This window comes from Zarconia sp., assembly GCF_057467645.1.
Genome location: NZ_JBRJXU010000107.1, coordinates 55,999 through 77,667 on the forward strand (window position 1 = coordinate 55,999; position 21,669 = coordinate 77,667).

The 21,669-nt window shown below is 49.8% G+C and carries 13 protein-coding genes; 5 read left to right on the forward strand and 8 right to left on the reverse strand.

Annotated features, from left to right (window positions below; genetic code table 11):
- Positions 1–54: 54 nt before the first annotated feature.
- The 4 genes from AC2215_RS16295 to AC2215_RS16310 form a co-directional block, all read right to left on the reverse strand.
- The gene (locus AC2215_RS16295; RefSeq protein ID WP_486811047.1) at positions 55–2,427 is read right to left on the reverse strand and encodes a glycosyltransferase; all 2,373 of its coding nucleotides are present in this window, start codon (positions 2,425–2,427) and stop codon (positions 55–57) included.
- 119 nt (positions 2,428–2,546) lie between these two features.
- Positions 2,547–5,894, reverse strand: a complete 3,348-nt coding sequence (locus AC2215_RS16300; protein WP_486811048.1) for a UbiA family prenyltransferase — start codon at positions 5,892–5,894, stop codon at positions 2,547–2,549.
- 34 nt (positions 5,895–5,928) lie between these two features.
- The gene (locus AC2215_RS16305; RefSeq protein WP_486811049.1) at positions 5,929–8,856 is read right to left on the reverse strand and encodes an AMP-binding protein; all 2,928 of its coding nucleotides are present in this window, start codon (positions 8,854–8,856) and stop codon (positions 5,929–5,931) included.
- A 133-nt stretch (positions 8,857–8,989) separates the two neighbouring features.
- A complete protein-coding gene (locus tag AC2215_RS16310; RefSeq protein ID WP_486811050.1) occupies positions 8,990–9,892 on the reverse strand; it encodes a calcium-binding protein in 903 nt (300 codons plus the stop codon).
- A gap of 144 nt (positions 9,893–10,036) precedes the next feature.
- Here AC2215_RS16310 and AC2215_RS16315 point away from each other — a divergent pair, with 144 nt between their 5' ends.
- From AC2215_RS16315 to AC2215_RS16325, 3 genes are all read left to right on the forward strand, one after another.
- On the forward strand, positions 10,037–12,535 hold the full coding sequence (locus tag AC2215_RS16315; protein ID WP_486811051.1) for a tetratricopeptide repeat protein: 2,499 nt from the start codon (positions 10,037–10,039) through the stop codon (positions 12,533–12,535).
- 74 nt (positions 12,536–12,609) lie between these two features.
- Entirely contained in the window at positions 12,610–13,170 is a 561-nt protein-coding gene (locus AC2215_RS16320) for a class I SAM-dependent methyltransferase (protein ID WP_486811052.1), read from the forward strand.
- 304 nt (positions 13,171–13,474) lie between these two features.
- The gene (locus tag AC2215_RS16325; RefSeq protein WP_486811053.1) at positions 13,475–14,695 is read left to right on the forward strand and encodes a pentapeptide repeat-containing protein; all 1,221 of its coding nucleotides are present in this window, start codon (positions 13,475–13,477) and stop codon (positions 14,693–14,695) included.
- Positions 14,696–14,926: 231 nt separating this feature from the next.
- On the opposite strand, the gene AC2215_RS16330 is transcribed toward AC2215_RS16325, so the two are convergent.
- Positions 14,927–15,829 (reverse strand): response regulator, encoded by a 903-nt coding sequence (locus AC2215_RS16330; protein WP_486811054.1) that lies wholly within the window; start codon positions 15,827–15,829, stop codon positions 14,927–14,929.
- A gap of 345 nt (positions 15,830–16,174) precedes the next feature.
- On the opposite strand from AC2215_RS16330, the gene AC2215_RS16335 reads away from it, so the two are divergent.
- Positions 16,175–17,242, forward strand: a complete 1,068-nt coding sequence (locus tag AC2215_RS16335) for a serine hydrolase domain-containing protein (protein WP_486811055.1) — start codon at positions 16,175–16,177, stop codon at positions 17,240–17,242.
- Between the two features lie 143 nt (positions 17,243–17,385).
- On the opposite strand, the gene AC2215_RS16340 is transcribed toward AC2215_RS16335, so the two are convergent.
- Complete coding sequence (locus AC2215_RS16340) at positions 17,386–18,141, reverse strand: peptidoglycan-binding domain-containing protein (protein WP_486811056.1); 756 nt, start codon at positions 18,139–18,141, stop codon at positions 17,386–17,388.
- A 289-nt stretch (positions 18,142–18,430) separates the two neighbouring features.
- Here AC2215_RS16340 and AC2215_RS16345 point away from each other — a divergent pair, with 289 nt between their 5' ends.
- A complete protein-coding gene (locus AC2215_RS16345) occupies positions 18,431–19,150 on the forward strand; it encodes a pentapeptide repeat-containing protein (RefSeq protein WP_486811057.1) in 720 nt (239 codons plus the stop codon).
- 524 nt (positions 19,151–19,674) lie between these two features.
- On the opposite strand, the gene AC2215_RS16350 is transcribed toward AC2215_RS16345, so the two are convergent.
- Together AC2215_RS16350 and AC2215_RS16355 are read right to left on the reverse strand one after the other, a co-directional pair.
- The gene (locus tag AC2215_RS16350) at positions 19,675–20,292 is read right to left on the reverse strand and encodes a hypothetical protein (RefSeq protein WP_486811058.1); all 618 of its coding nucleotides are present in this window, start codon (positions 20,290–20,292) and stop codon (positions 19,675–19,677) included.
- Between the two features lie 291 nt (positions 20,293–20,583).
- Positions 20,584–21,567, reverse strand: coding sequence for an RNA polymerase sigma factor, RpoD/SigA family (locus AC2215_RS16355; RefSeq protein WP_486811059.1), 984 nt, complete (start codon positions 21,565–21,567; stop codon positions 20,584–20,586).
- Positions 21,568–21,669 lie beyond the last annotated feature (102 nt).

A 21,669-nucleotide genomic window follows, 5' to 3' on the forward strand; every position in this document is an offset into this window, starting at 1 on the left:
GTCTATGGGGTTCAATTTCGTTTTGATGTCGGTTCGGTATCCCGACACCCATGTTTAGAGGTACTGTTTCCACTGCTCGATTCGCTCGGCAACCCGAGGAATCTCTAAGACATCGCCGTATCGATCGCGAATTTCGAGATATTCCCGCTCGGCTAATTCTAAATCTTTCAGGTGCAAAAATAGCATCGCTTTGGCCGCCGCCACGTTCGGGCGCATTTCGGCGGCAACGATTTCCATCGAGTCTGCAAACGCGGCATCGATTTCGGGTTTGGAGAAATTGTCAAACGAAAGCTTGAGATGGGCAAGTTCTTCGATGAGGGAAGCGGGTAACGCCTGCTTGCAGTCAAAAACTGCTGCATTGAGTAGGCTACAGCGGTGGGTGAAGTACGATCGCATTCGATAATTCAGTAAATGAATCCAAGCCGACCAAGAATCGGCAAAGTCATTATGATGCACTAAAGAAACACCCGGTATTAAAAACGGATAAAAGTATTTCAAAATGTTCTGAGCCAACTCCCAAGTTTTCATCGCATCGACAAACAGATATTCGATACTGCCTCCATTCCACTTGAGTTGGGTCAAATCTCCGGCACGAACCTCAATCGAGTCGCACCACGGTTGAGTTCGACGTACAAATTCATCTAAAAAGCTGTCACCGTCTTGATATTTTCCAGCTAAATCCGTTCCGGCGACAGAACGCTCCATGTAGGACGATTGCCAACGAAACAGATCGTATGCATGAATTCGTTTGTGCTTGAGGGTCACTTGACAATTGCGGTCGAGTCCCTTAGCCAAACAAATCGTCGCCGAACCCATCCAACAGCCGAGATCGACCATTTCGCCCCGACCGGAATATTCCTCGCTGGCGTAGCGTTGTAAAAAAGACTGTTCTGGCGTACAGGTCATTCCCAGTACCCGCGCTTCGGCATCCCCGGCATCTAAAGACGATGCAGATGCCACTGGCTTTTGAGGGGAAGCTGGCTGCGTCGGTTTCGGTTGGGGGTTTAGGAGGTTGTTGTCGATCGCTTTTCCTTCTTCCGTGTCGGCAGCGGCGAGGTTCGCCATTGAGGGAGAAAATGCCCGTTCCATCAGTGCCAATCGCCGTTCCAGGAGCGATCGATTGACTCCTTCGAGAAACTCCCGACTGGGTACGGTGGGAACTTGGGGATAGACGGAGATTGCCTCGGACAGCGCTTTTGCTAGGGATGCGGCATTTCCCGGCTCGAACCAGTACAAACCCGCCTCTCGCCGAATCAGGTTCAGCGGTTCCCGGAAACCCCCCGTATCGGATACCACCAGAGAAACGGGCAACTGTCCCATTTCCAAGGCGCTGTTGGGGAGGTTTTCCTGGGGACTGGTCAAACAGACGATCGCCGAAGCCAGATCTCGCACCAGGGAGATCGCTTCTTGGCTGAATAAATCGGAAAAGATGTCATAGGTAAAATCTTCCCCCAATTGGCGATCGATATAGTCGCGGCTGGTGAGGGATTGCAGATGCGGCGCGTGCAGGGGGACGGATTTCCCCAGAAAGAGGAAATGGAGGCGTCCTCGCAGTTCTGGCGGTAGCTGGCGGACGGCAGCGAGGAAGGTGAGGAGTCCCTTGCGCTCTTCCAAGCGTCCGAAGAAGACGATGGGGATAGAACCGTGTTTGACTTCGATTTTGGCGGGGTTGGCAGCAGGGGTTATGAGGTTTGGATGCGAGGACACTGGAGTTGGGGAAGCGGCAGTCGGTGGTTCGAGAGTACCGACGATCGGAAAGCAGTAGGGCAAATGGAGGGCGCGTTGGGTTTTCCAGCCGTAGCCTTCGACTTTCGCTTTGAGGAAGTCGGAGAGGAAAAACGGCATGTCGGCGTTTTCAAAGGCGTACTGTTCGTACTCGTAGACCGTTCGGAACCAGTTACTATGCTCGAGGGTGAAGCGTTCGTGAGCTTCGTTGAGCCATTCTTGCCCGCTGTGGAGGGTGACGGCGACGACGCAGTTTTTCCCCAGGAGTCCGGCGCGTTTGGCTTGGATGGTGCGGTATCCCAGACCGCAGAGATCGGGGAATTCGATGTAAAGTTGGGCTTGGGGATAGCGATCGCTCAAAGCTTGGGCGAACAGCAGCGCCCGGTAGCTATCGGATTCTACCCACTGCCAGGGTTGGAATTGGGATAGGATGGCGGTGTGGACGGGGGTCAGATCGAGAGAAGCTTCAGCATCGGCGGTGGAGAAAACATGGTCAATGTGGTTTCTGGAGCGTCCCCCGAAGCGATCGGCAGTTTGGCACAGCAGCAGGACAACCGATCGGCCGCGATGGGCGAGGTTGCGACCTAGGGTGGCGTAGTACGTGCCGATGCCGCCGTTTTTAAAAATGCCTTCGTACTCGGGGGTAACCAGGAGGGCGATATTGGCAGTGCAGTGGAGGTCAGTAGCAAATTTGGGAATCATTCGATTTTGGATTTTGGATTGAGATCGAATCCGGGTAAGCTGTTGTGCGATCTTCACACCGATAAAATCCCCGTGTCACCGCGTCTCCCCATCTCCCCATAATTAAAGCTGACAGACGACTAAGGTTCGCGGCGCGAGCGCTCCCGAATTATCGACATCAATCGATCTCGGTGGTGCTGGGCTTTGAGGCGTTCTAATTCTACGGTTTTTTCGGCGAGTTCGGCTTGGGCTTGGCTGAGTTGGGTTTGGGTGTGTTGTTGGTGCTGGTGCAGTTGCGAGCGCGTTTCGTCGAGTTCGGTTTGGGCTTGGCTAAGTTGGGTTTGGGTGTGTTGTTGGTGCTGGTGTAGTTGCGAGCGCGTTTCGTCGAGTTCAGCTTGGGCTTGGCTGAGTTGGTTTTGAGCTTGGCTGAGTTGGGTTTGTCCTTCGTCTAGGCGATCGCGCGTTTCTTGGGCTTTGGTGCGGGCTTCGGCGAGTTCGGCTTTGAGGCGGGAAATGGCGCGATCTGGATGGAGGGGGTCGAGTTTTTCGGCGATGAGTTCGGGGGTGAGGGGATCGTAGGTGTAGGGTTCGGTTTTGATGAGTTTTACACCATCACCGTGGGGTTTATCTCTAAGGATGTAGCGATCGTAAAAGTCATCGGGAACTTCATAAATTTCGAGTTGCTTAATTTCTGCTGACGGTTGGTAACAGCAATAGAGCGGGGCTTCGTCGGGAATAATACTAAAGCAGGTTGCAGCAACTCGTTCGATATTGCTTGTATTAGGAGGGGAGCCGTGAATGAGTCGTTTGTCAAACAAAATGGCTTGACCCGCTTTGAGTGAAATAGGAGTCAAGTAACGATCGGTGAGATAGGAGATAGTATTCTCGTTATGGGGTAGAGAAGTAATAAAGGGGCGCTTGGCAATATTTAGCTTATGACTACCTTTGGCAAGATAGAGACAGCCACTTTCAAAATCGACATCATTTAATGGACACCAAAGGCCAAGAGATGAATATTGCGATTCGTCTGTCAAGGATGGACCTTGGTGCAATGGCAAAGAATTATTAGTAGAATTTTGTTTCTTCCAAAACCAAGCACAAAATATTGTGCGATAACCTGGAATTATTGTCTTGAGTTTAGGAGCAGCAATGCTTTTAAATTTGTCTCCGAATTTCTGACGACAGGAAAGGTCAGATGTGGTTACCGTTTGCGCTCGATCGCTAGATTTCATATCTTCTGGCAGTGGATGAGCGCGATCGAATTCTCGTAAATCTTGCAGTTCGGCTTCACTCAAAAAGTTATCGAGAATAACATAGCCGTAATCTTCCAGCTCTTTTTGCATTTGTGGGGTTAGAGCATTCAATGTTTTTCGTCGATCGGCACCAACATTCAGCAAACGACAACGAGCTAAGGCTTCTACACAAAATCCTGTCGTTAATGCTGCCGATCCAAAAAGTTGTTTGTCAAGCTGACCGCCATATATAGGAATTCTTTGCCAAGAACCATCAGCTTGCTGAGTCTTAAGCAAGAACTGAAGCGCATGGTTTAAGTTAGGAAGGACATGATTAAAGTTAAGTAACGTACAGATGGCTAAAGCAGTTAATAGTTCGTTGCCAAAAGAACCATCGGCTTTTTGCAGTTTGGCAATTTTGGTGATAATGGAAATTTTTGTGGCATTTAGGGATGTCACTCCATTAAAATATGCCCTTGAAACCATGTAATAAAGACTTAGGGGATGGTCATAAAATGAAAGACTAGATATCTCTCGATCGTTCAGTATAATATCAATTAAATATTTAATAGTTTTCTCAGTAGTTTTGTTTTCGCCTAAGTACAATAAAACATTGGCATTGACAACAGAACAGATATCATCTTGCTCTGTCAGCTGCCAAATTTCATCTGAATATGATAAAGCTTTCCCAAAGGTAATTAGATTTAGAGCTACACTTGGGATTGAACGGGGCAAAACCCAAGTATAGAAAATTCCTTTAGGGTTTCTATTACCAAGAATAATTCCTTTATTGTTCGGTATAGAGATATTGTTTATTTTCAAGAGATGAGAGATACAACAAATATCATCTAAGTCTGGGGGTATAATTTTCTGCTGGTCATTTTTAAAAGACCAATATTTCCAAAGCCCACCCGATGTCATTTCTTGTTTTAAAAACTCTACTCCTCTTAACGTAATAATTTTAACTTTTTTTTCGTTTTTCAAAAAATTCAATGAGTAGAGAATCAAGGAAGTTGCAAAATTACTACTATCTAAGCTCCAATCTTCTTTTTGTTCGTCATTTTCATACTTGAGATCGAACTCTATAACAAACTCACCATCCTCTAGCTGATTGTTCGTTAAGAATTCAATAGTCCGAACTAGACTCCGTTCTAGGTCATTGGAAGGGAATGACAAGAAATTTTCTTGTGGAGTTTGATGGTTTGTTATCTCAGTATTTTTTTTAGATTTAGAAGGATTCATATTTGCTAAATTTAGTTTTACTTGGCGTATAGAGACGAGACTTCTTTGCTTAATAGCAGAGTAAAATAAGACAATATGGACCGCCAGTAGAACTAGAAAAATGGGTTTATATAGCGATAGCAGTATTAATAAACTCAGAGGAAACCACACTTCATAAAAATCGTGCAGAACGATGTAAGACTTTGCAAGGGGAGAAGGATTAAAATTCTCCTGCATCATGAGAAGCCCCATCAAATAGTAAACAGCGCAAGGTACTAGAAATAAAGGCGTATATTGAGCGATAACCAGAACCATTACGCTTGATAAAATTGCCTCTATGGGAAAAATAATGTAATTAATACAAAATCGCAGCGATGATACTCCGAACTTCGTAGCTAAGGTTTTAATTTCTGATTTAAGATCGTTTTCTAGATCCCAAATTTGATGGAGTAAAATTCCTCGGAGGCCAACAGAAAATGCCCAAGTTGTAGCGATAACTCCGAAAAAGTTGTTTCCAGCTGTAGACAAGACATTTAAAGGAGAAAATACCGTAGCAATCAGCAAAGTCGGAACAGCATGGACAGTAGCAGCATCGGCAACTGCACCCAAAACAAATCGTTCTTTAAGTCGCAGAGGTGGGACCGGGTAAATGGTCAATAATAGATAGATCGCAGCCAGCAAAATGCCTGAATTCAGGTTAAAGCCAATCCACCACCAGGGAACTAAACCAAGAATCGCTAAACCCAGACTTAATCCAGTCTGTTGTCCTCTCGACATAGATGCCATTCTATTAGGTTTACCCGCTTTTAGATCGACTTTAATATCAAAAATGTCATTAACCACATGGCCGTAAGCTGCCACAAAGAACATTGAGAGGACAAGAGCGAGTAAGGTGGTAAATGATTGTTGAGGAGAAATATCTTGAATCAGAATTTCAGCATAAGCGATGGCTAGTAATGGTGGGATTTTATAGAACCACCAATCCTGACCTCGAAGCAACGTGAAAAGCGCGCTAAACTTTTTATCATAGACCATTTATAATGTATATCCTTTTTTTTTAATATATTGTTTAACTTTCAGTTAAGTTCCGCTTTTTATTTTTTGTCAGTTCTGCTTCATATAAGCAACTATTTAACTGATGAGCGAAGATACTAACGTTCGGTTCTTTTGTCATAGAAAAATGGTCTCCAAGTACTTCAATGATTGAAATTTTATTTATAAGAAAATTATTCCACTCCAGGGGGTTTAGAAGGCTTGAGAGACAACGATTACTCTCATTATCTTGAGCGATAAAGTAAACGACTTTCCCTTCGTATATCTGTGGTATGTAGCTTGCTGGAATTTGGATACCATACTTGAAAACATCAGGATTTAAATCAAAGTTACCTTGACTGAAATCAGATCCTATTTTGATTAATGTTTCCATCCATTTCTTCCTGGTTTCCTCACAAGCTACCATCCTTAAATACTCAGCCTTCTCTGCTTCTGCCACTAATGGTCTGAGACTATCCACCATCACTACCAATAAAACATCCTGACCGCTCTTCCTTAACTGTTGAGCCATTTCCAGAGCAATATTCCCTCCCGTACAGCGTCCCCCCAAAAGATAAGGTCCTTGAGGCTGAACCGTCTGTATTTCTCGGATATAATAAGCTGCCATCTCTTCCACAGAGCTGTGGGGCTTCTCCTTCCCATCCTGCCCCAAAGCCCGCAGACCATAGAAAGGTCGCTCTGAGTCAATATACTTACTCAGTAGAGAATCTATAGAATGCCCGTCTGCGCCGTGAACATAGAAAAAGGGGCGCTTGCGTCCACTGGGCTTTATCGGTATGAGGCCACTGGACATCTCGGTTTTCTCTCCATGCTGATTTGTTGTGAGAGTCTTGTTCGATATTAAAAGCGACTTCAATACATCCTGGGATTGAATCAGCTCAACCAATTCCTTGGGAGTAGGCGCTTGGGCGATCGCCGACAACGGCAAATTAACCTTACTGCGACTCTCAATCTCAGAAATCAGGATCGCCGCCTTGAGCGAATCCCCGCCCAACTCAAAAAAATTATCCGTCTCTCGAACCACCGCAACCCCCAATATCTCCCGCCAAATCTCCGCAATCCCAACATTCAAAGGATTCTCATCAACCGACACCTCTCCCCCTTGCACCACAGCCACCGCCTCATCCCGCCCCATCTCCCAACTCGCCAACACCGCCAAACTCCCGTCTAAAAATCCCTGACGACACGCCCGACGCTGAATCTTGCCGCTTGAAGTCTTGAAAATACTGCCCCGCTTCAACAACACCACCGCCTGTACCGGCAACTCAAACCCTTCCACCACCGTATTCCGCACCGCCGCTAACACCGCCTCCGTATCGAGCTTCGCAGCAGTTCTCGCCTCGCACTCCCACACGACTACCACTTTCTCCTCACCATCTGTTTCCACCGCAAACGCCGCCCCCGAATCCGGACGCAACAACCGATGACAGCGCTCCACCGATCGTTCGATATCCTGGGGATAGTAATTCTCACCCCGAACGATAATCAAATCCTTCAGCCGCCCCGTCACGAATAACTCGCCCTCGCGCAGAAACCCCAAATCCCCCGTCCGTAAAAACTTCCCCTCTCCCATATCTGCCAAAACCGCCCCGAACATCGCTGCCGTCTCCTCCCGCCGTTGCCAATAGCCCCGCGCCCCCCCCGCACTCGCTACCCAAATTTCTCCCACCTCATTCGCCCCACAGCGTCGCCCCGTCTCCGGGTTAACAATTTCCACCCGCGTCCCCGGCAACACTCGTCCCGAACTCACCCAGCGTCGCCCGTCCGCCGACTCCTCCACTCGATTTTGCGCCAACGCCCCCTCCGATAACCGGCACAACACCGGGTCGTCCCCCTTCCGACTCGTCGTCACCAATAACGTCGCCTCCGCCAACCCATAGGCCGGAGCAAACGCCCGCCGTTGAAAACCATAGCCCGCAAATGCCGCGCAAAACTCGTCAATAACATCCGGATCGATCGGTTCAGCCGCGTTCCCTGCCGCTTGCCAACAACTCAGATCGAGATCGGCACATTCCTCCGGTGCAATTCGCCCCACGCAATATGCATAGGCAAAATTCGGCGCTTGGCTATGGGTCGCCCGATAGTGGGAAATCGTTGCCAGCCAGCGCAATGGTCGCTTAATAAACGCTGTGGGCGACATCAAGTAACAGGGAGTCCCGTTATACAGCGGCAATAGCATCCCCTCCACCAACCCGTAATCGTGGAAATAGGGCATCCACGTCACCGTTACGCTTTGCGCGTCGTAGCCCCCCGCCTGCTGCAATGCCGCCAAATGCCCCATCAGGTTGTCGCGATCGAGCATCACTCCCTTGGGCGTAGCAGTCGAGCCGGACGTATATTGCAAATACGCCAGGGTATCGCCCCGTAGCGTTGGGGTTTGCCACTGGGTTACCAATCCATCGGGGATTTTATCTGTCGCCACCCAAGGCAATGCAGCTAGATGGGAGACTTGCTCGGTCATCTTCCCCGCCGCGAACAAATAATGTAAAAACAAACAGGGTCTGCCATTGAGTTTACGCACTTGGCTTCGTGCCGCAAATTGCCATCCTTCCCTTGGTTGCAACACCCGCGTTGTGGTTAATGCGAGTCTCGCCCCCGCATCGGCAGTAATGGCTTCCAATCTCGGCAACACCCGCTTCAATCGCGTCGTTTCCGGTGCTGGGGCTGGAATCGCCACCACCCCAGCGTAGAGGCAACCCAACAACGCCGCGATCGCCTCAATGCTTTGGGGATAGACCAATAAAACCCGGTCTCCCACCCTACAATGGGCTTGGAGGTAAGCGGCGAGCGCCCTTGCCCTAGCATCCAATTGCCCCAAGGTAATACTTTGCGCCGGAGACCGACCATCTTTGAGAAACGTATAGGCAAGGGTATCGGGAGATTGAGAAGCGCGCTCGCGAAGCATCTCGGAAAGAGAATTACGGAAGTCGGTTACTAGAGTCATCGTCTGTCAGTTTAACGAAGGGCAATCGATAAACTATATAGCACTACGCACATACCTTAGGACACCGTCATCTCCGTCTTCCCCTCTGGGTCATGGGTCATTTTTCTGAACGTCCTAACCTAAGCGCGTAGCGCTATAAAATCTCAAAATCACCGAGATTGAGATCGGGATTTCCTTCGAGTGTGGCAACGACAACTTCATCATTGAGCGCGGAAGTCGGATTGTAAATTAACTCTCCCGTATCGGGGTTGTAAATGAGTTTGACCGTATCTGAAGAGCTGGCATCCGCGACATTATTCGTTGCGAGAAACTCAACGGCTTCGAGGGTGTCGCCAATGGCTGAAAACACCATTTTATCGAGGGCTATTTTATCTTCTCCGGTGGTAAAGTCGGTAATCGTATCGCCACCAATTTCCCCGACTGTATTCTCTGGATCGCCATATCCGTTGAAACTAAACGTGTCGCGTCCGACACCGCCGCTGAGGTAATCCGCGCCGAGATCGCCTGCAATCCAGTCGCTGCCAGCACCACCACTAACGGAATCGCCATCTATACCGCCAAACAGAACATCGCCGCCATCGCCGCCATCGATCTCATCGGCCCCTTGTCCGCCAAAAACAAGATCGTTTCCGGCTTCGCCGAGCAGGACGTCGTCACCGATGTCGCCAGATACCACATCATCTTCTGCGCCTGCCTCGACGCGATCACTTCCTATCCCGGCAAAGAGACTATCCTCTCCGCCATCTCCGAAAAGAGTATCATCATCTCGATTGCCAAAAATAACGTCGTTTCCTTCCCCGCCCAGCAATGAGTCATTGCCGCCAAACCCGACAATAGTATCGTTACCGTTACAACCATCGATAAAGTCGTTTGTGACTGAATTCGCTGCGAGTTCGGGCAACGCCGCAAAAATCAAGTCGTCTCCATCGCTGCCATTAAGGCGATTACTTTCCTCAACTCGACCCGTTAGATTCAATCCACCCCGATCGTTAGTTTCGGTAGATGCAGGCGACGTTGTCTCGGTAACTCTTGACATATAACTTCTCTAGATGAGTGCAAAATTTGTAGTAAATTGTTAGAGCATTTAAATCGATCGAAAAAAATTTGCACCGCACCCCGTTGAAATCCATTTTCGTCGTACTTTTCCCATTCTTTCACAGAAACGACCCAAACATCCTGTATGGCGACAACCCCCATTGAAATCAAAAAACCACCTAAATCGGTTTCCAAAATGCTTTTAGAAGCCGAACATCAGGCGATGGCGTATTTGAAGCAACGTCAGTATCGCCAAGTCATCGAGGTGGGCAAAGCCATTCTCGATCGAGACCCTAACTCTGGTATAGCCTATAAACTGCTCGGAAATGCCTACCAAGGCTCTGGGGATCTCGAAGCGGCCTCTCGGTACTACCGTCGCGCCATCGAGCTGAAACCGGACTATGCCGAAGCTTACGCCAATTTAGGCAACATTGAGGTTGCCCGCCAGAACCCGCAAGCCGCCATCGAATGGTTTCAAAAAGCGATCGCCGTCGATCCGAAGTTAGCAGCGGGGTATCGCAATTTAGCGCGCCTGTGGCAGCAACTGGGAAACGGTCCGGCGGCTTTGGATTGTTTGTCTGAAGCGATTGGCTTAGACCCCACATCCATTTCCCTGGACACCCATCAAACCGTTGCCCGAGAACTCTTCGAGTTGGGTGAGTGGACGAAAGCGATCGTCTGCTTCGAGCAGCTACCGCTTCGAGAGCCAAAACTCGCGCATGACGCTTACTCGAAAATGAGCCAAGCCTTTCAAGCTTTAGGGAAGTTGGAGGAGGCGCAAACCTGCCTGAACGCTGTGCCAAATCCGGATGTGGATGAAACTGTCGAACGCACCAAAAGCAATAATTCGAGGGTCAAGCTGGGGGTAGAAGTCGAGCAGAATTCGATTTCGGTTAGGGGTGCCAAGGGTGAGGGGTTGAAATCTGATGCAACTACTGCTCTAGCGCAGCTAGAAATTTTAGATGACTTACCCCAACTATACTGCGAGCGCCGACAATGGACAAGAGCGATCGCCGCCTGTCGGGCTATCTTGCAAAAACAACCCAGTGCGGGGGTGTATAAGTGTTTGGGAACGGCGCTGTGGGCGCTAGGCGATCGTCCTCGGGCAGTGGAAGCCTATCGGGAAGCGTTGCGCCTTCAGCCTCGGTTTCCGGAAGTCCTGGTGAATTTGGGCAGCATTCATACCCAGCAAGAGCAGTTTCAGGCGGCGATCGGATACTACCAGCAAGCATTGCAAATCGACCCCCAACTGGTAGGGGCATACTGGAATCTGGCGAAGTTGTGGGAAAAAGTCGGCGACGAACTGCGGGCGCTGACCTGCTGGAATCGGGCACTGGCGATCGAACCGGCCCGGATGACAGCGACGGCACAGGTTACCTTGGGCAACCGTTGGAGCCAATTGGGCAAGTGGGCGGAAGCCGAGCAGTGCTATCGGCGGGCAATTAATTTTGAACCAACCCTGGCGGAGGCTTGGTATCGCTTGGGTGAGGTTCTGAGGGTTCGGGAGTTGTGGCACGAGGCGGTGTTGGCATACCAGCAGTCGATTGCCTTGGATACCAATCGTGCGGAGTTTTACGAAGGTCTCGCGAAAGCCTTGGCAGCGCTCGAACGGTGGCAAGACGCGGAATCCGCCTATTTTCGGGCGATCGACCTGGCTCCGGAGTCGGACGAGCTGCACCACGGTCTCGGGGATGTGCGGGGAAAACTAGGGCAGCCGGAGGCGGCAGTGAAAGCTTACTGTCGGGCGCTTTTCCTCAATCACGATCGCTTTTGGTCCTATAACAATCTCGGCGACGCGCTGATGCGGTTGAAACGGTGGCAAGAGGCCGTGGATGCCTACCGTCGGGCGACGGGACTGAAACCGGATTGGGTGTGGGCGTTTTACAATTTGGGGGATGCCCTGGCAAAGTGCGAAGCTTGGGAAGAGGCCGTGGATGCCTACCGTCGGGCGATGGCGCTGAAGTCAGATTTGCCGGGAATCGAGTTGAAGTTGGCGCGGGCGTATCGGGGGCGTTCTCGGGTAGATTTGGATGCGGCAGCGCTTTGGTACGCGCGGGCGCTGGCAGTAGATAATGTAGAGTCTTGCGAGGGGTTGTTGGCAGTGCGCCCGCAGAAGTTGGAGAATTATTTCCAACTTGGCGAGGCGTTGGTCGAGGGAGATCGAACCCCAGAAACGGTGGCGCTGTATCGGGACTTAAGTGCTACCCAACTGGATGCGTCGTCCGCGGCAGTGGTGCAGTTCTATCTGGGGAAGGTGCTGGCGCGGGAGGGCGATCGAGAGGGGGCTAAAGCTGCCTACCAACGGGCGATCGACCTCGATTGCGATTGCGATTGGGTACACCACCACCTGGCAGAGGTGCTGGCTGAGGGGGGACAGCTAGAAGCGGCGATCGACGCTTACGATCGAGCAATCGAAACCCATCGGGAGCCGTCATTTTGGAGTTACTATAATCGGGGGCTGGCGCAGGTCGATCGGGGAGATATCGACGGGGCGATGGCATCGTTCCGGCAGGCGATCGAACTCGATCCAAATTATTCCTGGACGCATAAGCATTTGGGCGATTTGCTGGCAGATCGGGGGGATATTGACGGGGCGAATGCGTGTTATCGGCGGGCGATTCAAGGTCAGCCGGAAATTTATTGATTTTGGATTGAAGACCGCCTCATGGGATGAGACTTAAATCATGAGTATGAACTCTCAAACTCGGCACTATCATCATGCCTTTAGAATTACTCGAAACTCTTCAACAGAACCATCGCGCTGGGGTTGCCGCGATTCTGCTGTTTGCCGTCCTCGAACACATGACGATTTCCGAGCGGATAGAGACCTTAAAAACCGCTTGGGACTTGCTCTTACCCGGCGGTATTTTAATCGTTGCCGAAACGCCCAATCGACTCACCTATCGGGATTTTCATACGTCTTGGCTGCCTTTTTTCCATATGCTGCCCTTAGAGCTAGCCGTACAATATTGCGATCGCTCTCCCAGATATAACTTTAAATCGGCTATGGCAAAGTGTGCCAGCCACCAGATGCCCGATCGCATCGAGGCGCTGACTCGCTGGGGTAATGGTGTGAGCTTTCACGAGTTTGAAATTGCCTTTGAGATGGATTTAGACGATTTAATCGTTGCCGATGGCGATGCTGAAGAAATGCGAAGCTTGTATCCGATAACTCGAGAAGAAGAGCTTTTACAGCAGTATTTTCTGGAGGCAAAGGTTCTTCAAGCGCGATCGTTCTCGAACGCGATTCTCAATCTCATTTTTCAAAAGCCGGGTTAGCATCACGGTGTCGATCGAGTTATGGGTCAAACGGGAAGTACCCTTGGAAGCTGTCGTTGAAAGAATTCGAGCCATTATCCAAAAACCATGTGGTTTTCGCACAGTTAAAAGTAGCAGTTTACGTCCATGGGTGACTAAGGTGTCAAGTTGAGCTGCCATCACCTCCGATTCCACCATCGGACGTTGGGTTTTTCTGGCGTGGTCTCTATTGGTTTTTCGGTTTCGGCTCACGATCGCATCACCCCTCTCAATGACCGTTCGAGTCTAAGTTTTACACGATCGCACCTACCCTAAAAGTACCCCCTTGACATACGATCGAACTCCTTCACTTGTCACCCATGACCCCCCACAGAATTTAACGTTTAATTCTCAACTTTTCATTTTCCATTCCGATACCCTAGAAATATCACTCAAACGGGGAGCGATCGAGATGACGGAACCGAAAGTCATTGAATCGGCGATCGAATTGTTGCAACAATACGGGGCGGGGGAACGCGAATTCGATCGGGCGCGCCTGGGGGAAGCCGACTTACACGGGGCAATTCTCCACGGCATCGATCTGAGCGAGGCAATGCTCAATGATGCCAATCTGAGTCAGGCGGATTTGCGCGGTGCGGATCTGAGTTGGACGGATTTGAGCGGTGCCAACCTGGAAGGGACGGACTTGCGCGGCGCCATCCTCACTCGCGCCGATTTAAGTAACGCCAATTTGAAACGGGCAAACCTGCGCAAGGCAGATTTGAGTTTGGCGAACCTCACCGATGCCGATTTAACCGATGCGATTTTGCCTGATGCTGGGGATGCGGCAACTTCTGCCCCGAAACCCGTCGAATCATCTGTCGCAGCTTCTCAAGGGCGATCGCCCCTCAAACTCTACCACAACCCCGTCTCCGGCAACTCTCGCCGGGTTTGGATCGCCCTCCTGGAAAAGCAGCTACCCTTTGAACTCGTTACCCTCAACCTCGATGGCGACCAATTTGCTGCCGAATTCCTGGAAATTAGCCCCTTCAATCGCATTCCCGTCCTGGTGGATGATGGATTCGTCGTGGTGGAATCCCTCGCCATCCTCGACTACCTCGAAACCCGATACCCCACCCCGGCATTACTCCCCAAAGATGCCAAATCCCTGGCAACGGTGCGGATGGTGGAACTGGCAACGGTAAACGAACTCTTTCCGGCGATGAACCCCCTGATTCAGAAGATGATGGGATTTGGGGGAGAGGACGAAGCCAAACTCGCCGAATCGCGGCAACGGGTGGCAACGGTGCTAACCTTTTTAGAAGAGAAGCTCGGCGATCGACCCTACATCGGCAGCGATCGTCTCACCCTCGCCGATATCGTTGCCGGAACGGTGGTCATCTGGTTGCCGCAAATGGGAGTTTCCCTTGATGGCTATCCCCAACTGCAGGCTTGGTTGCAACGGCTGGCAGCGCGGGAAAGCTGGCAGCAAACCCAACCCACCCCGGAACAACTCGAAGCCTTTCGATTGCAGATGAAGGAGTTGATGGAACGTCAGGCGGGTTAGGGGTTTCGGAGGCTTCGGGAGCAGGGGAGGCTTCGGAGGCAGGGGGAGCAGGGGGAGCAGGGGGAGAGTAAATGCAAGATTAAAAATTAAAAATTCATGCTTCTCATTTCCCATCTTCCGAAGAAAAATAGCAACCGCCAGGTTGGTTAGGACAATTAGAGCGAGCATCTTGCTCGCGTTGTAAATCATCAAAATCCCCCAATGTCCGCGCCTACGGTGGCGACTGCTATACTACTTAATCCCAATTGCCAACAAATTCGCCAAGTGCGAAAAGCGATCGATTTCAACGGCATCCCAGACATGGGATTGCGTGTAATAGTGACAGCACAACACCCCCCAAAGTCGATCGCCGATAATCATCGGAACCATCAACGCCGATTTCGCCGCTCGATCGAGATTCGATCGAGATAGTTCTGCAACATCGTTCAGGGCGATCGCTTCTCCCTGGCGATATTGCGTTTCGTATTGGAAAAATAACCCCAACTCAGCCGCCGACAGCGTCCCGAGTGGGTGAACCTCTGCCAATTCGATCTCGATCGGTTTTAAATCGGTAATTGGGGCGATCGCCACTCGTTCCACGGAAGACAGGTCTTTTAATTCCCCTCGAATCTGGGAAAGTAGTACTTCTAGCCGCTTGCCGATATCTGCGGCACCCTCAACTCTGCGGGCGATCGTTGCTGCCATTCGCCCGAAAAAGGCTTCCCACCGTCGCGATTCGGACTCCTCAAACGGATCTCGATTTCCCACCTTGCTGGCTGCGAGCAAATAGCGCACCCGTTGAGATAATACCGCCCAGTGAATCGGTTTGGTGATGTAGTCTGTGGCCCCCGCCTCAAAAGCCCGATCGACGGATTCGCGATCGTCGAGTACCGTAATCATCAAAATCGGCGTCCGATCGCCCCCCGGCATCTGCCGCAACCGCTGACAGCACTCGAACCCGTCCATCTGTGGCATCACCGCATCGAGCAATACGATATCTGGCTGCTGGCGATCGTACTCGCTCAAGCACTGTTCCCCATCCTTCGCACTCGTCGCCCGATACCCTTGTTCCGTCACCGCCAAATCCAGCAGGGTTCGCATCGAGCGATCGTCATCGGCAATCAAAATCAAAGGAATATCAGATCCAACACTCAAACTCACAGCACTCATACTTCCATGTCAGTCGCTTTCGATCGCCATTCTGTGGCTTCTATCGCAGGTTTTTATAGATATATCAGGCATCCGCGACGGATGACCCGTTAGCGTTCTCAATTTAACAGATTAAAAATATTAGAATTTTTAATCTATTATAGATCGAGGTGGTGCGGCAAGATAGCAAGTGACTTTCCAGATGCTCGTGCTAGCTTGGAAATGACATTTTCTCATAATTTACTCTCGATCTAACTCTCGATAATCCAGCAAAATAAAGTCGATTTTACCCAATCGATTTTCGTGGTTGAGTATCTATCCTGTTTAGATTTTTCACTCCAAAACTTTCTTATGACTCTTTGTGCCCAATTGCTCGATCGACACCTCGCCTCAGAATTACAAGAAATACTCGATAATTACATTGCTGAGTATGAGATTCCCGGTGCAATTCTCTACGTTCTGACTCCCGATGGCGAATGGGATGGCGCATCAGGGTTGGCAAACCTAACAACGGGTCTGCCAATGACGACAAATCATCTAGTTCGCATTGCTACGATTACCCAACTGTTCGTAGCGGTTATCGTCTTGCAACTGATGGAAGAAGAGAAACTCAGTTTAGAAGATACACTGGTCGATTGTTTACCGAACCAAATTTGCGATCGCCTACCTAATTCAGACAAAATTACAATTCGTAACCTACTTCAACATACCAGTGGCTTAGCCGATTATGAAGATAATGAAATTTTTGAAAGTGCTGTCGAAATTACCGAATCAGATTATATTTGGACGGCAAAAGAAGCCATTTCTTATGCTTATGATTTGGACGCGGGCTTTGCGCCGGAAGAATGCCGCGAATATTCTAACACGAATTATATTTTACTAGAACTCATTATTGAAAAAGTCACGGGAAATAATTTTTCGCAAGAATTACAATTGCGGATCTGCAAACATATCGATTTAGAACAGACTTTTGTAGAAGGAAAAGATAAACTTTATGGAGAATTTGCTAAAGGTTATGCCGATTTAGATAGTGACGATCGCCCTGACGATATGACGGCTCGGAATAATGCTTATGGCTTGGCCGATTGTGGCATTATTTCTAATATTTACGATGTGGCAACCTTTCTGGAGGCTTTGTTCGTCAATGAAGAGTTACTCGAACCCAAAAGCCTCAAAGAAATGACGAATTGGTACGAGACGAGAGATGACTCTTATTACGGACTGGGAATTGATAGTTGGTGGGATCGAGATTGGGGAGAAATTTGGTTGCAAGAAGGACATATCGGCGGATTCTATTCCACAGCTTGCTATCTTCCCGATGAAGAGATTTCGATCGTCTTTTTTGCCAATCATTCCGACAATACCGATCCCAACCAAATGTTAGATGATGTTTTGAATATCCTTCTCGAAGAAGACTAAGCTGTGACGCATCTAATTTACTCGTTTTTGCTGACACGGGGACAGGGAAGATGTGGGGACGCGGAGAGGACTTGAGATTTGTATTTTTTTTGAGGATATACCATTTAAATGGGCATTCGCTTAAAGGTTCATCAAGTCGAGAGTTAACGCATCAAGACTTCCCAAGTTTCCGGACCGACCACGCCATCAGCTTGGAGATCGTAACTTTCCTGTGCCGCTTCCACTGCTGCTTGGGTATCGGTGCCGAACACCCCATCGACTTTCCCTTGAAAAAATCCAATCGCTTGCAGGCGCTGTTGCACCCCCAAAACCCCTGTTCCTCGCATCCCCAGGCGCAATAGCGGTAAATCTCCCACCGCCGTCGTTCCGCCAGCAGGAGGATCTGAGTCGCAGGTACAGGATTCGATCGCAGCTTCGGGTAATGTGGCAGGGAAGAGGCGAGTCCAGGTTTTGGCATCGACAATCCCATTCGGAGTCAACCCCGCAGCTTGCTGGAATCCCGATACCGCTTCTGCTGTCGGGCGATCGAACGAGCCACTCACCGCACCGGAATAGTATCCAAGAAGCTTCAAAGCCGCCTGGAGTTCGGAGACTGCTGTTCCCTGACTTCCCAACTCCAGAACGGGGCGATCGAGGGTCGAACTTCCGGGGGTTTGGGCAATGCTCTCCAAGATGGCGGGGTGGGATCGATCGGGCATCGCCTGCGCGCGACTTGGAATCGAACCGATGGCGATCGAACTGAGTGCGAGCAATCCAACCTGCCAGATGGGGGGCAGGCGGTGCGGGAATTGGTGCTTTACCCCAAGACTGCCGGAGAGACTGCGGGTGAAACTCGGATTCGATCGCCTCGCACCGGACCGATGGGTGTCTTCCCAGAGCCATCCGAGCCAACATCTCAATACAAATTTCAATGGACGAGTTTGACTCCAAGCGCGACGATTCACAGCCACTGAAATGATTCGGCTCTGTCTCAAGCTTCCGGACATGAAACTTACCTTTCGAGATCGTGTCATCACCTGTCAATTTTTGCACATAGATCGTTGCCTTCATGTACTATATATTTTTCATCAGTGAAATATTAAAGTGGTTCTAGATTCCTCGAAAGTAGCCCTAGCAGTGTCTGAGAGTCCGTCAATTCCGATTTGAACTAAACTGTAACTAATGTGCAAGCTGAGGAGCCAGCGCTAGATGGCAAATGAGAAACATCTCTCTTTGCTCCGTCAGGATATCTCCGTATGGAATCGGTGGCGAAAAAGTCATCGCGAGATTCAGGTAGATTTGATCGGAGCAGACCTGGCTGGGGCAAATCTCAGAGATGCAGATTTATTGGGTGCAGATTTGGTCGGTGCCAACCTGCGCGAAGCAAACTTGGGTGGCGCTTATTTAATTGGAGCCGACCTGAGTTCGGCCTATTTGAGAGGAACGACTCTCAAGGATGCGGACTTAGGGGGGGCTTACCTCAAAGATGTAAAGTTTATTGGAGCGGACCTGCGGGGAGCCGAACTTAGCGGAACCTATCTCGTGGGAGCTTACCTGATTGGCTCGAACCTGAGAGAAGCATATCTCACGGGAGCCGATTTGAGAGACGCGAATTTAGGGCAGGTGAATCTGGCAGGTGCGAGTCTGCGAGGGGCCGACCTGTGCGGTGCGAACCTCAGAGAAGCAAACTGTACTGCCGCAGACTTGAGCGAAGCAAACTTAACCCGATCGCAAGCGATCGGCACTCAATTTAGACAAGCAATCTTTACAGGGGCTTGTATTGAACGTTGGCAAATTAACAAGACGACAAAGTTCGGGCAGGTCACGTGTGACTATATTTATCTTCGCTCCGATCGAAAGCAAAGATACCCAAGTTCTGGGGTATTTAAACACGGAGATTTTGTCAAATTTTTAGCTCGTGCGTCTTAATTTATAAATTCTATGTCTTAAGTTTGAAACTCGTCGATTGCTAAATACTTTAATTTTTGATGTTACTCAAACGAGGAGAGTCGCTGAGGTTCTTGAAGTCATTGACTGTTTAGCGCTCCCCTTTTCTTCCATGTTATTACAGTGTTCGATCGTCTATAGAATCTCGCTCCAAATGTAAGAATCTAAAGAAGTCGCGAGAGGTTTACACCACAAAATGAAGTGGCGATCGCATTCGATCGAATCGGATTGAATAAATTCAGAAATAATTGAACCCACAACAATACGGTGCGCGCCAAATTTTCGATCGCGAAACGAGTTCCCACTTCACCTTAAATTTTGAGACACAATAAGATTAATCGATCTCCTTGAAGTAAAAATGCTCTCTACAGACAAGCGATCGATTTTTCCCTTGAATCATTGCAGCGAGCTCGCAATTTTGGATTTCGAGACTTTGCTTTTCCCAAACAGGAATTCAAAACGATCGACCTCACATCGGATTCTCATCGGGTTTTGATGGCTGATGCTTATTCCCAAACTTCATCTTGGTAACTTTCTTTACACATCTCTAAGATGCGCGTATCGTTCTGACTAACTTCCTCAATTCGTTGCAATCCTTGCACTCCAAAATCACCCACTAAATTACCCGTTGAAGCGATCGTCGATTCGACGGATGTTAAAGCAACAGCATAGGTATGGAGCGTATTGTGATAGCTATGAACGATATTGAGACTTAAGGCTTGAGAATCGCGGCGACCGTAAAAGCAATCGAACGACGATTGTGGTAGATACAGCGCGCCGACAACGCGGTCTTGACGGCTCTCGAATACCATATACTCAGAACCGACTCGATTGGGTTCGGAGGACTGACCGTAGAGATATACGCCATCGGGAATCACCTGAGATTCAGCTACGGGAGGTGCGGGGGTGCGTGCGGGAACGAGAGTCTCCGTAGAGGGGGAGGGTGAAGGTTGAGACAACATCCGTTTTTTCATCGCAGCATTCGAGGGTTGCAAAGTCCCCACGATCGCCGCGGAACTCAGAATCACGCTACCAGCAGCCAGCAGTATAGTCGGTCGTTGAAGTGCAGATTGGTAGCGAACCGGACGATCGGATGCAATGATGTTATCGGTGCGATCGAACACTGGACTATCCTCCTGAGATAAAAAATTTGAGTTTAGTTATAAAAGGGTTTATTTTTTAAATTCCGCAGCTTCTCTCAGAGATATTTCTCCGTGGATGCAACGTTCTTAATTGAAAGCATCACATCCGGCTCCGCAAATTACTGAATGAATTTACAAAAATAAATAAATATAGCCACAAGAGAGCCGCTCCGACAGTGGAACGGCTCTCTTTTGCGTGTTGACTCGACTGTGATGGAATGCGAGTCTAACACTCGCGATCGATGTTTAGCTGGCGATGTTCAGCTGGGGATGTTAACTGGCTAAGTATCCCTGCACGTTCGCGCGATGGCGGCGCAGGTGATTGAGAGCTTGATGCTCCAGTTGCCGGACTCGCTCCCGACTGATATCGAGCTGAGCGCCCACTTTCGCCAGGGACAGTTCGCGACCGTCTTTGAAACCGAAGCGCAGTATAATCACTTCTCGCTGCTGGGGGGTCAGTTCTGCCAAGAGATTTTCCAGGTCTTGACGTAGCAACTTCTGGGTCGCGTAACGCTCGGGAGAAGCGGTTTCATCTTCGAGCAAGTCTTGCAACTCGGTATCTTGGTTATCCCCAACCCGCAAATCCAGGGAGATGGGCTGCCGAGACAGGGTGAGAAACTCCCGAATTTGAGCGGTTTCGAGATCGAGAGCTTCGCCAATTTCTTTGGGCCCCGGAGCGCGACCCAATTTCTGAGTCAGCTCCCGTTGAACTTTTTTGATTTGGTTGAGCTTCTCAGTGATGTGAATGGGCAAGCGAATCGTACGCGCTTGTTGGGCGATAGCGCGGGTGATGGCTTGGCGAATCCACCAGTAGGCGTAGGTGGAGAACTTGTAACCGCGCATGGGGTCGAATTTCTCCACCCCTCGTTCTAAGCCCAGGGTGCCTTCCTGAATCAGATCCAGAAATTCCAGGTTGCGCTTCTGATACTTTTTGGCGATCGCGACCACCAAACGCAGGTTGGCTTCGATCATTTTGCGCTTGGCATGCTGACCCCGCACGATCTCGCCCCGCAGCTCGGATTCGTCTAGGTTAACTTGGGTCGCCCACTCGGACATCGTCGGTTCGCGATCGAGTTGAACGCGCAGAGCTTCTTTCGCATCGAGCAACTTGACCATCGTTTGCACCTGCTTGCCCAAAACGATTTCTTGCTCGTGGGTGAGTAATGGCACTCGCCCGATTTCGTGCAGGTACGTCCGAACGGTATCGGCTTTGAATGTAGAGTAGGTTTTGTTGAGATTAGCGTTGGCGATTGGCATGGGGGTTGCTCTGAAGATAAACGACACCAAAGTTTGTTTGGGTTGACCGTAACTATCCGAATTCCTATGGGTGGAGGCTTACCTCCACTCAGAAACGGTGAT

Bases quoted from the DNA above. Each gene is read 5' to 3' on its own strand.
- AC2215_RS16305 (WP_486811049.1), bottom strand. From the start codon at position 8,856: ATGACTCTAGTAACCGACTTCCGTAATTCTCTTTCCGAGATGCTTCGC.
- AC2215_RS16355 (WP_486811059.1), bottom strand. From the start codon at position 21,567: ATGCCAATCGCCAACGCTAATCTCAACAAAACCTACTCTACATTCAAA.
- AC2215_RS16345 (WP_486811057.1), top strand. From the start codon at position 18,431: ATGGCAAATGAGAAACATCTCTCTTTGCTCCGTCAGGATATCTCCGTA.
- AC2215_RS16300 (WP_486811048.1), bottom strand. From the start codon at position 5,894: ATGGTCTATGATAAAAAGTTTAGCGCGCTTTTCACGTTGCTTCGAGGT.
- AC2215_RS16295 (WP_486811047.1), bottom strand. From the start codon at position 2,427: ATGATTCCCAAATTTGCTACTGACCTCCACTGCACTGCCAATATCGCC.
- AC2215_RS16315 (WP_486811051.1), top strand. From the start codon at position 10,037: ATGGCGACAACCCCCATTGAAATCAAAAAACCACCTAAATCGGTTTCC.
- AC2215_RS16320 (WP_486811052.1), top strand. From the start codon at position 12,610: ATGCCTTTAGAATTACTCGAAACTCTTCAACAGAACCATCGCGCTGGG.
- AC2215_RS16335 (WP_486811055.1), top strand. From the start codon at position 16,175: ATGACTCTTTGTGCCCAATTGCTCGATCGACACCTCGCCTCAGAATTA.
- AC2215_RS16310 (WP_486811050.1), bottom strand. From the start codon at position 9,892: ATGTCAAGAGTTACCGAGACAACGTCGCCTGCATCTACCGAAACTAAC.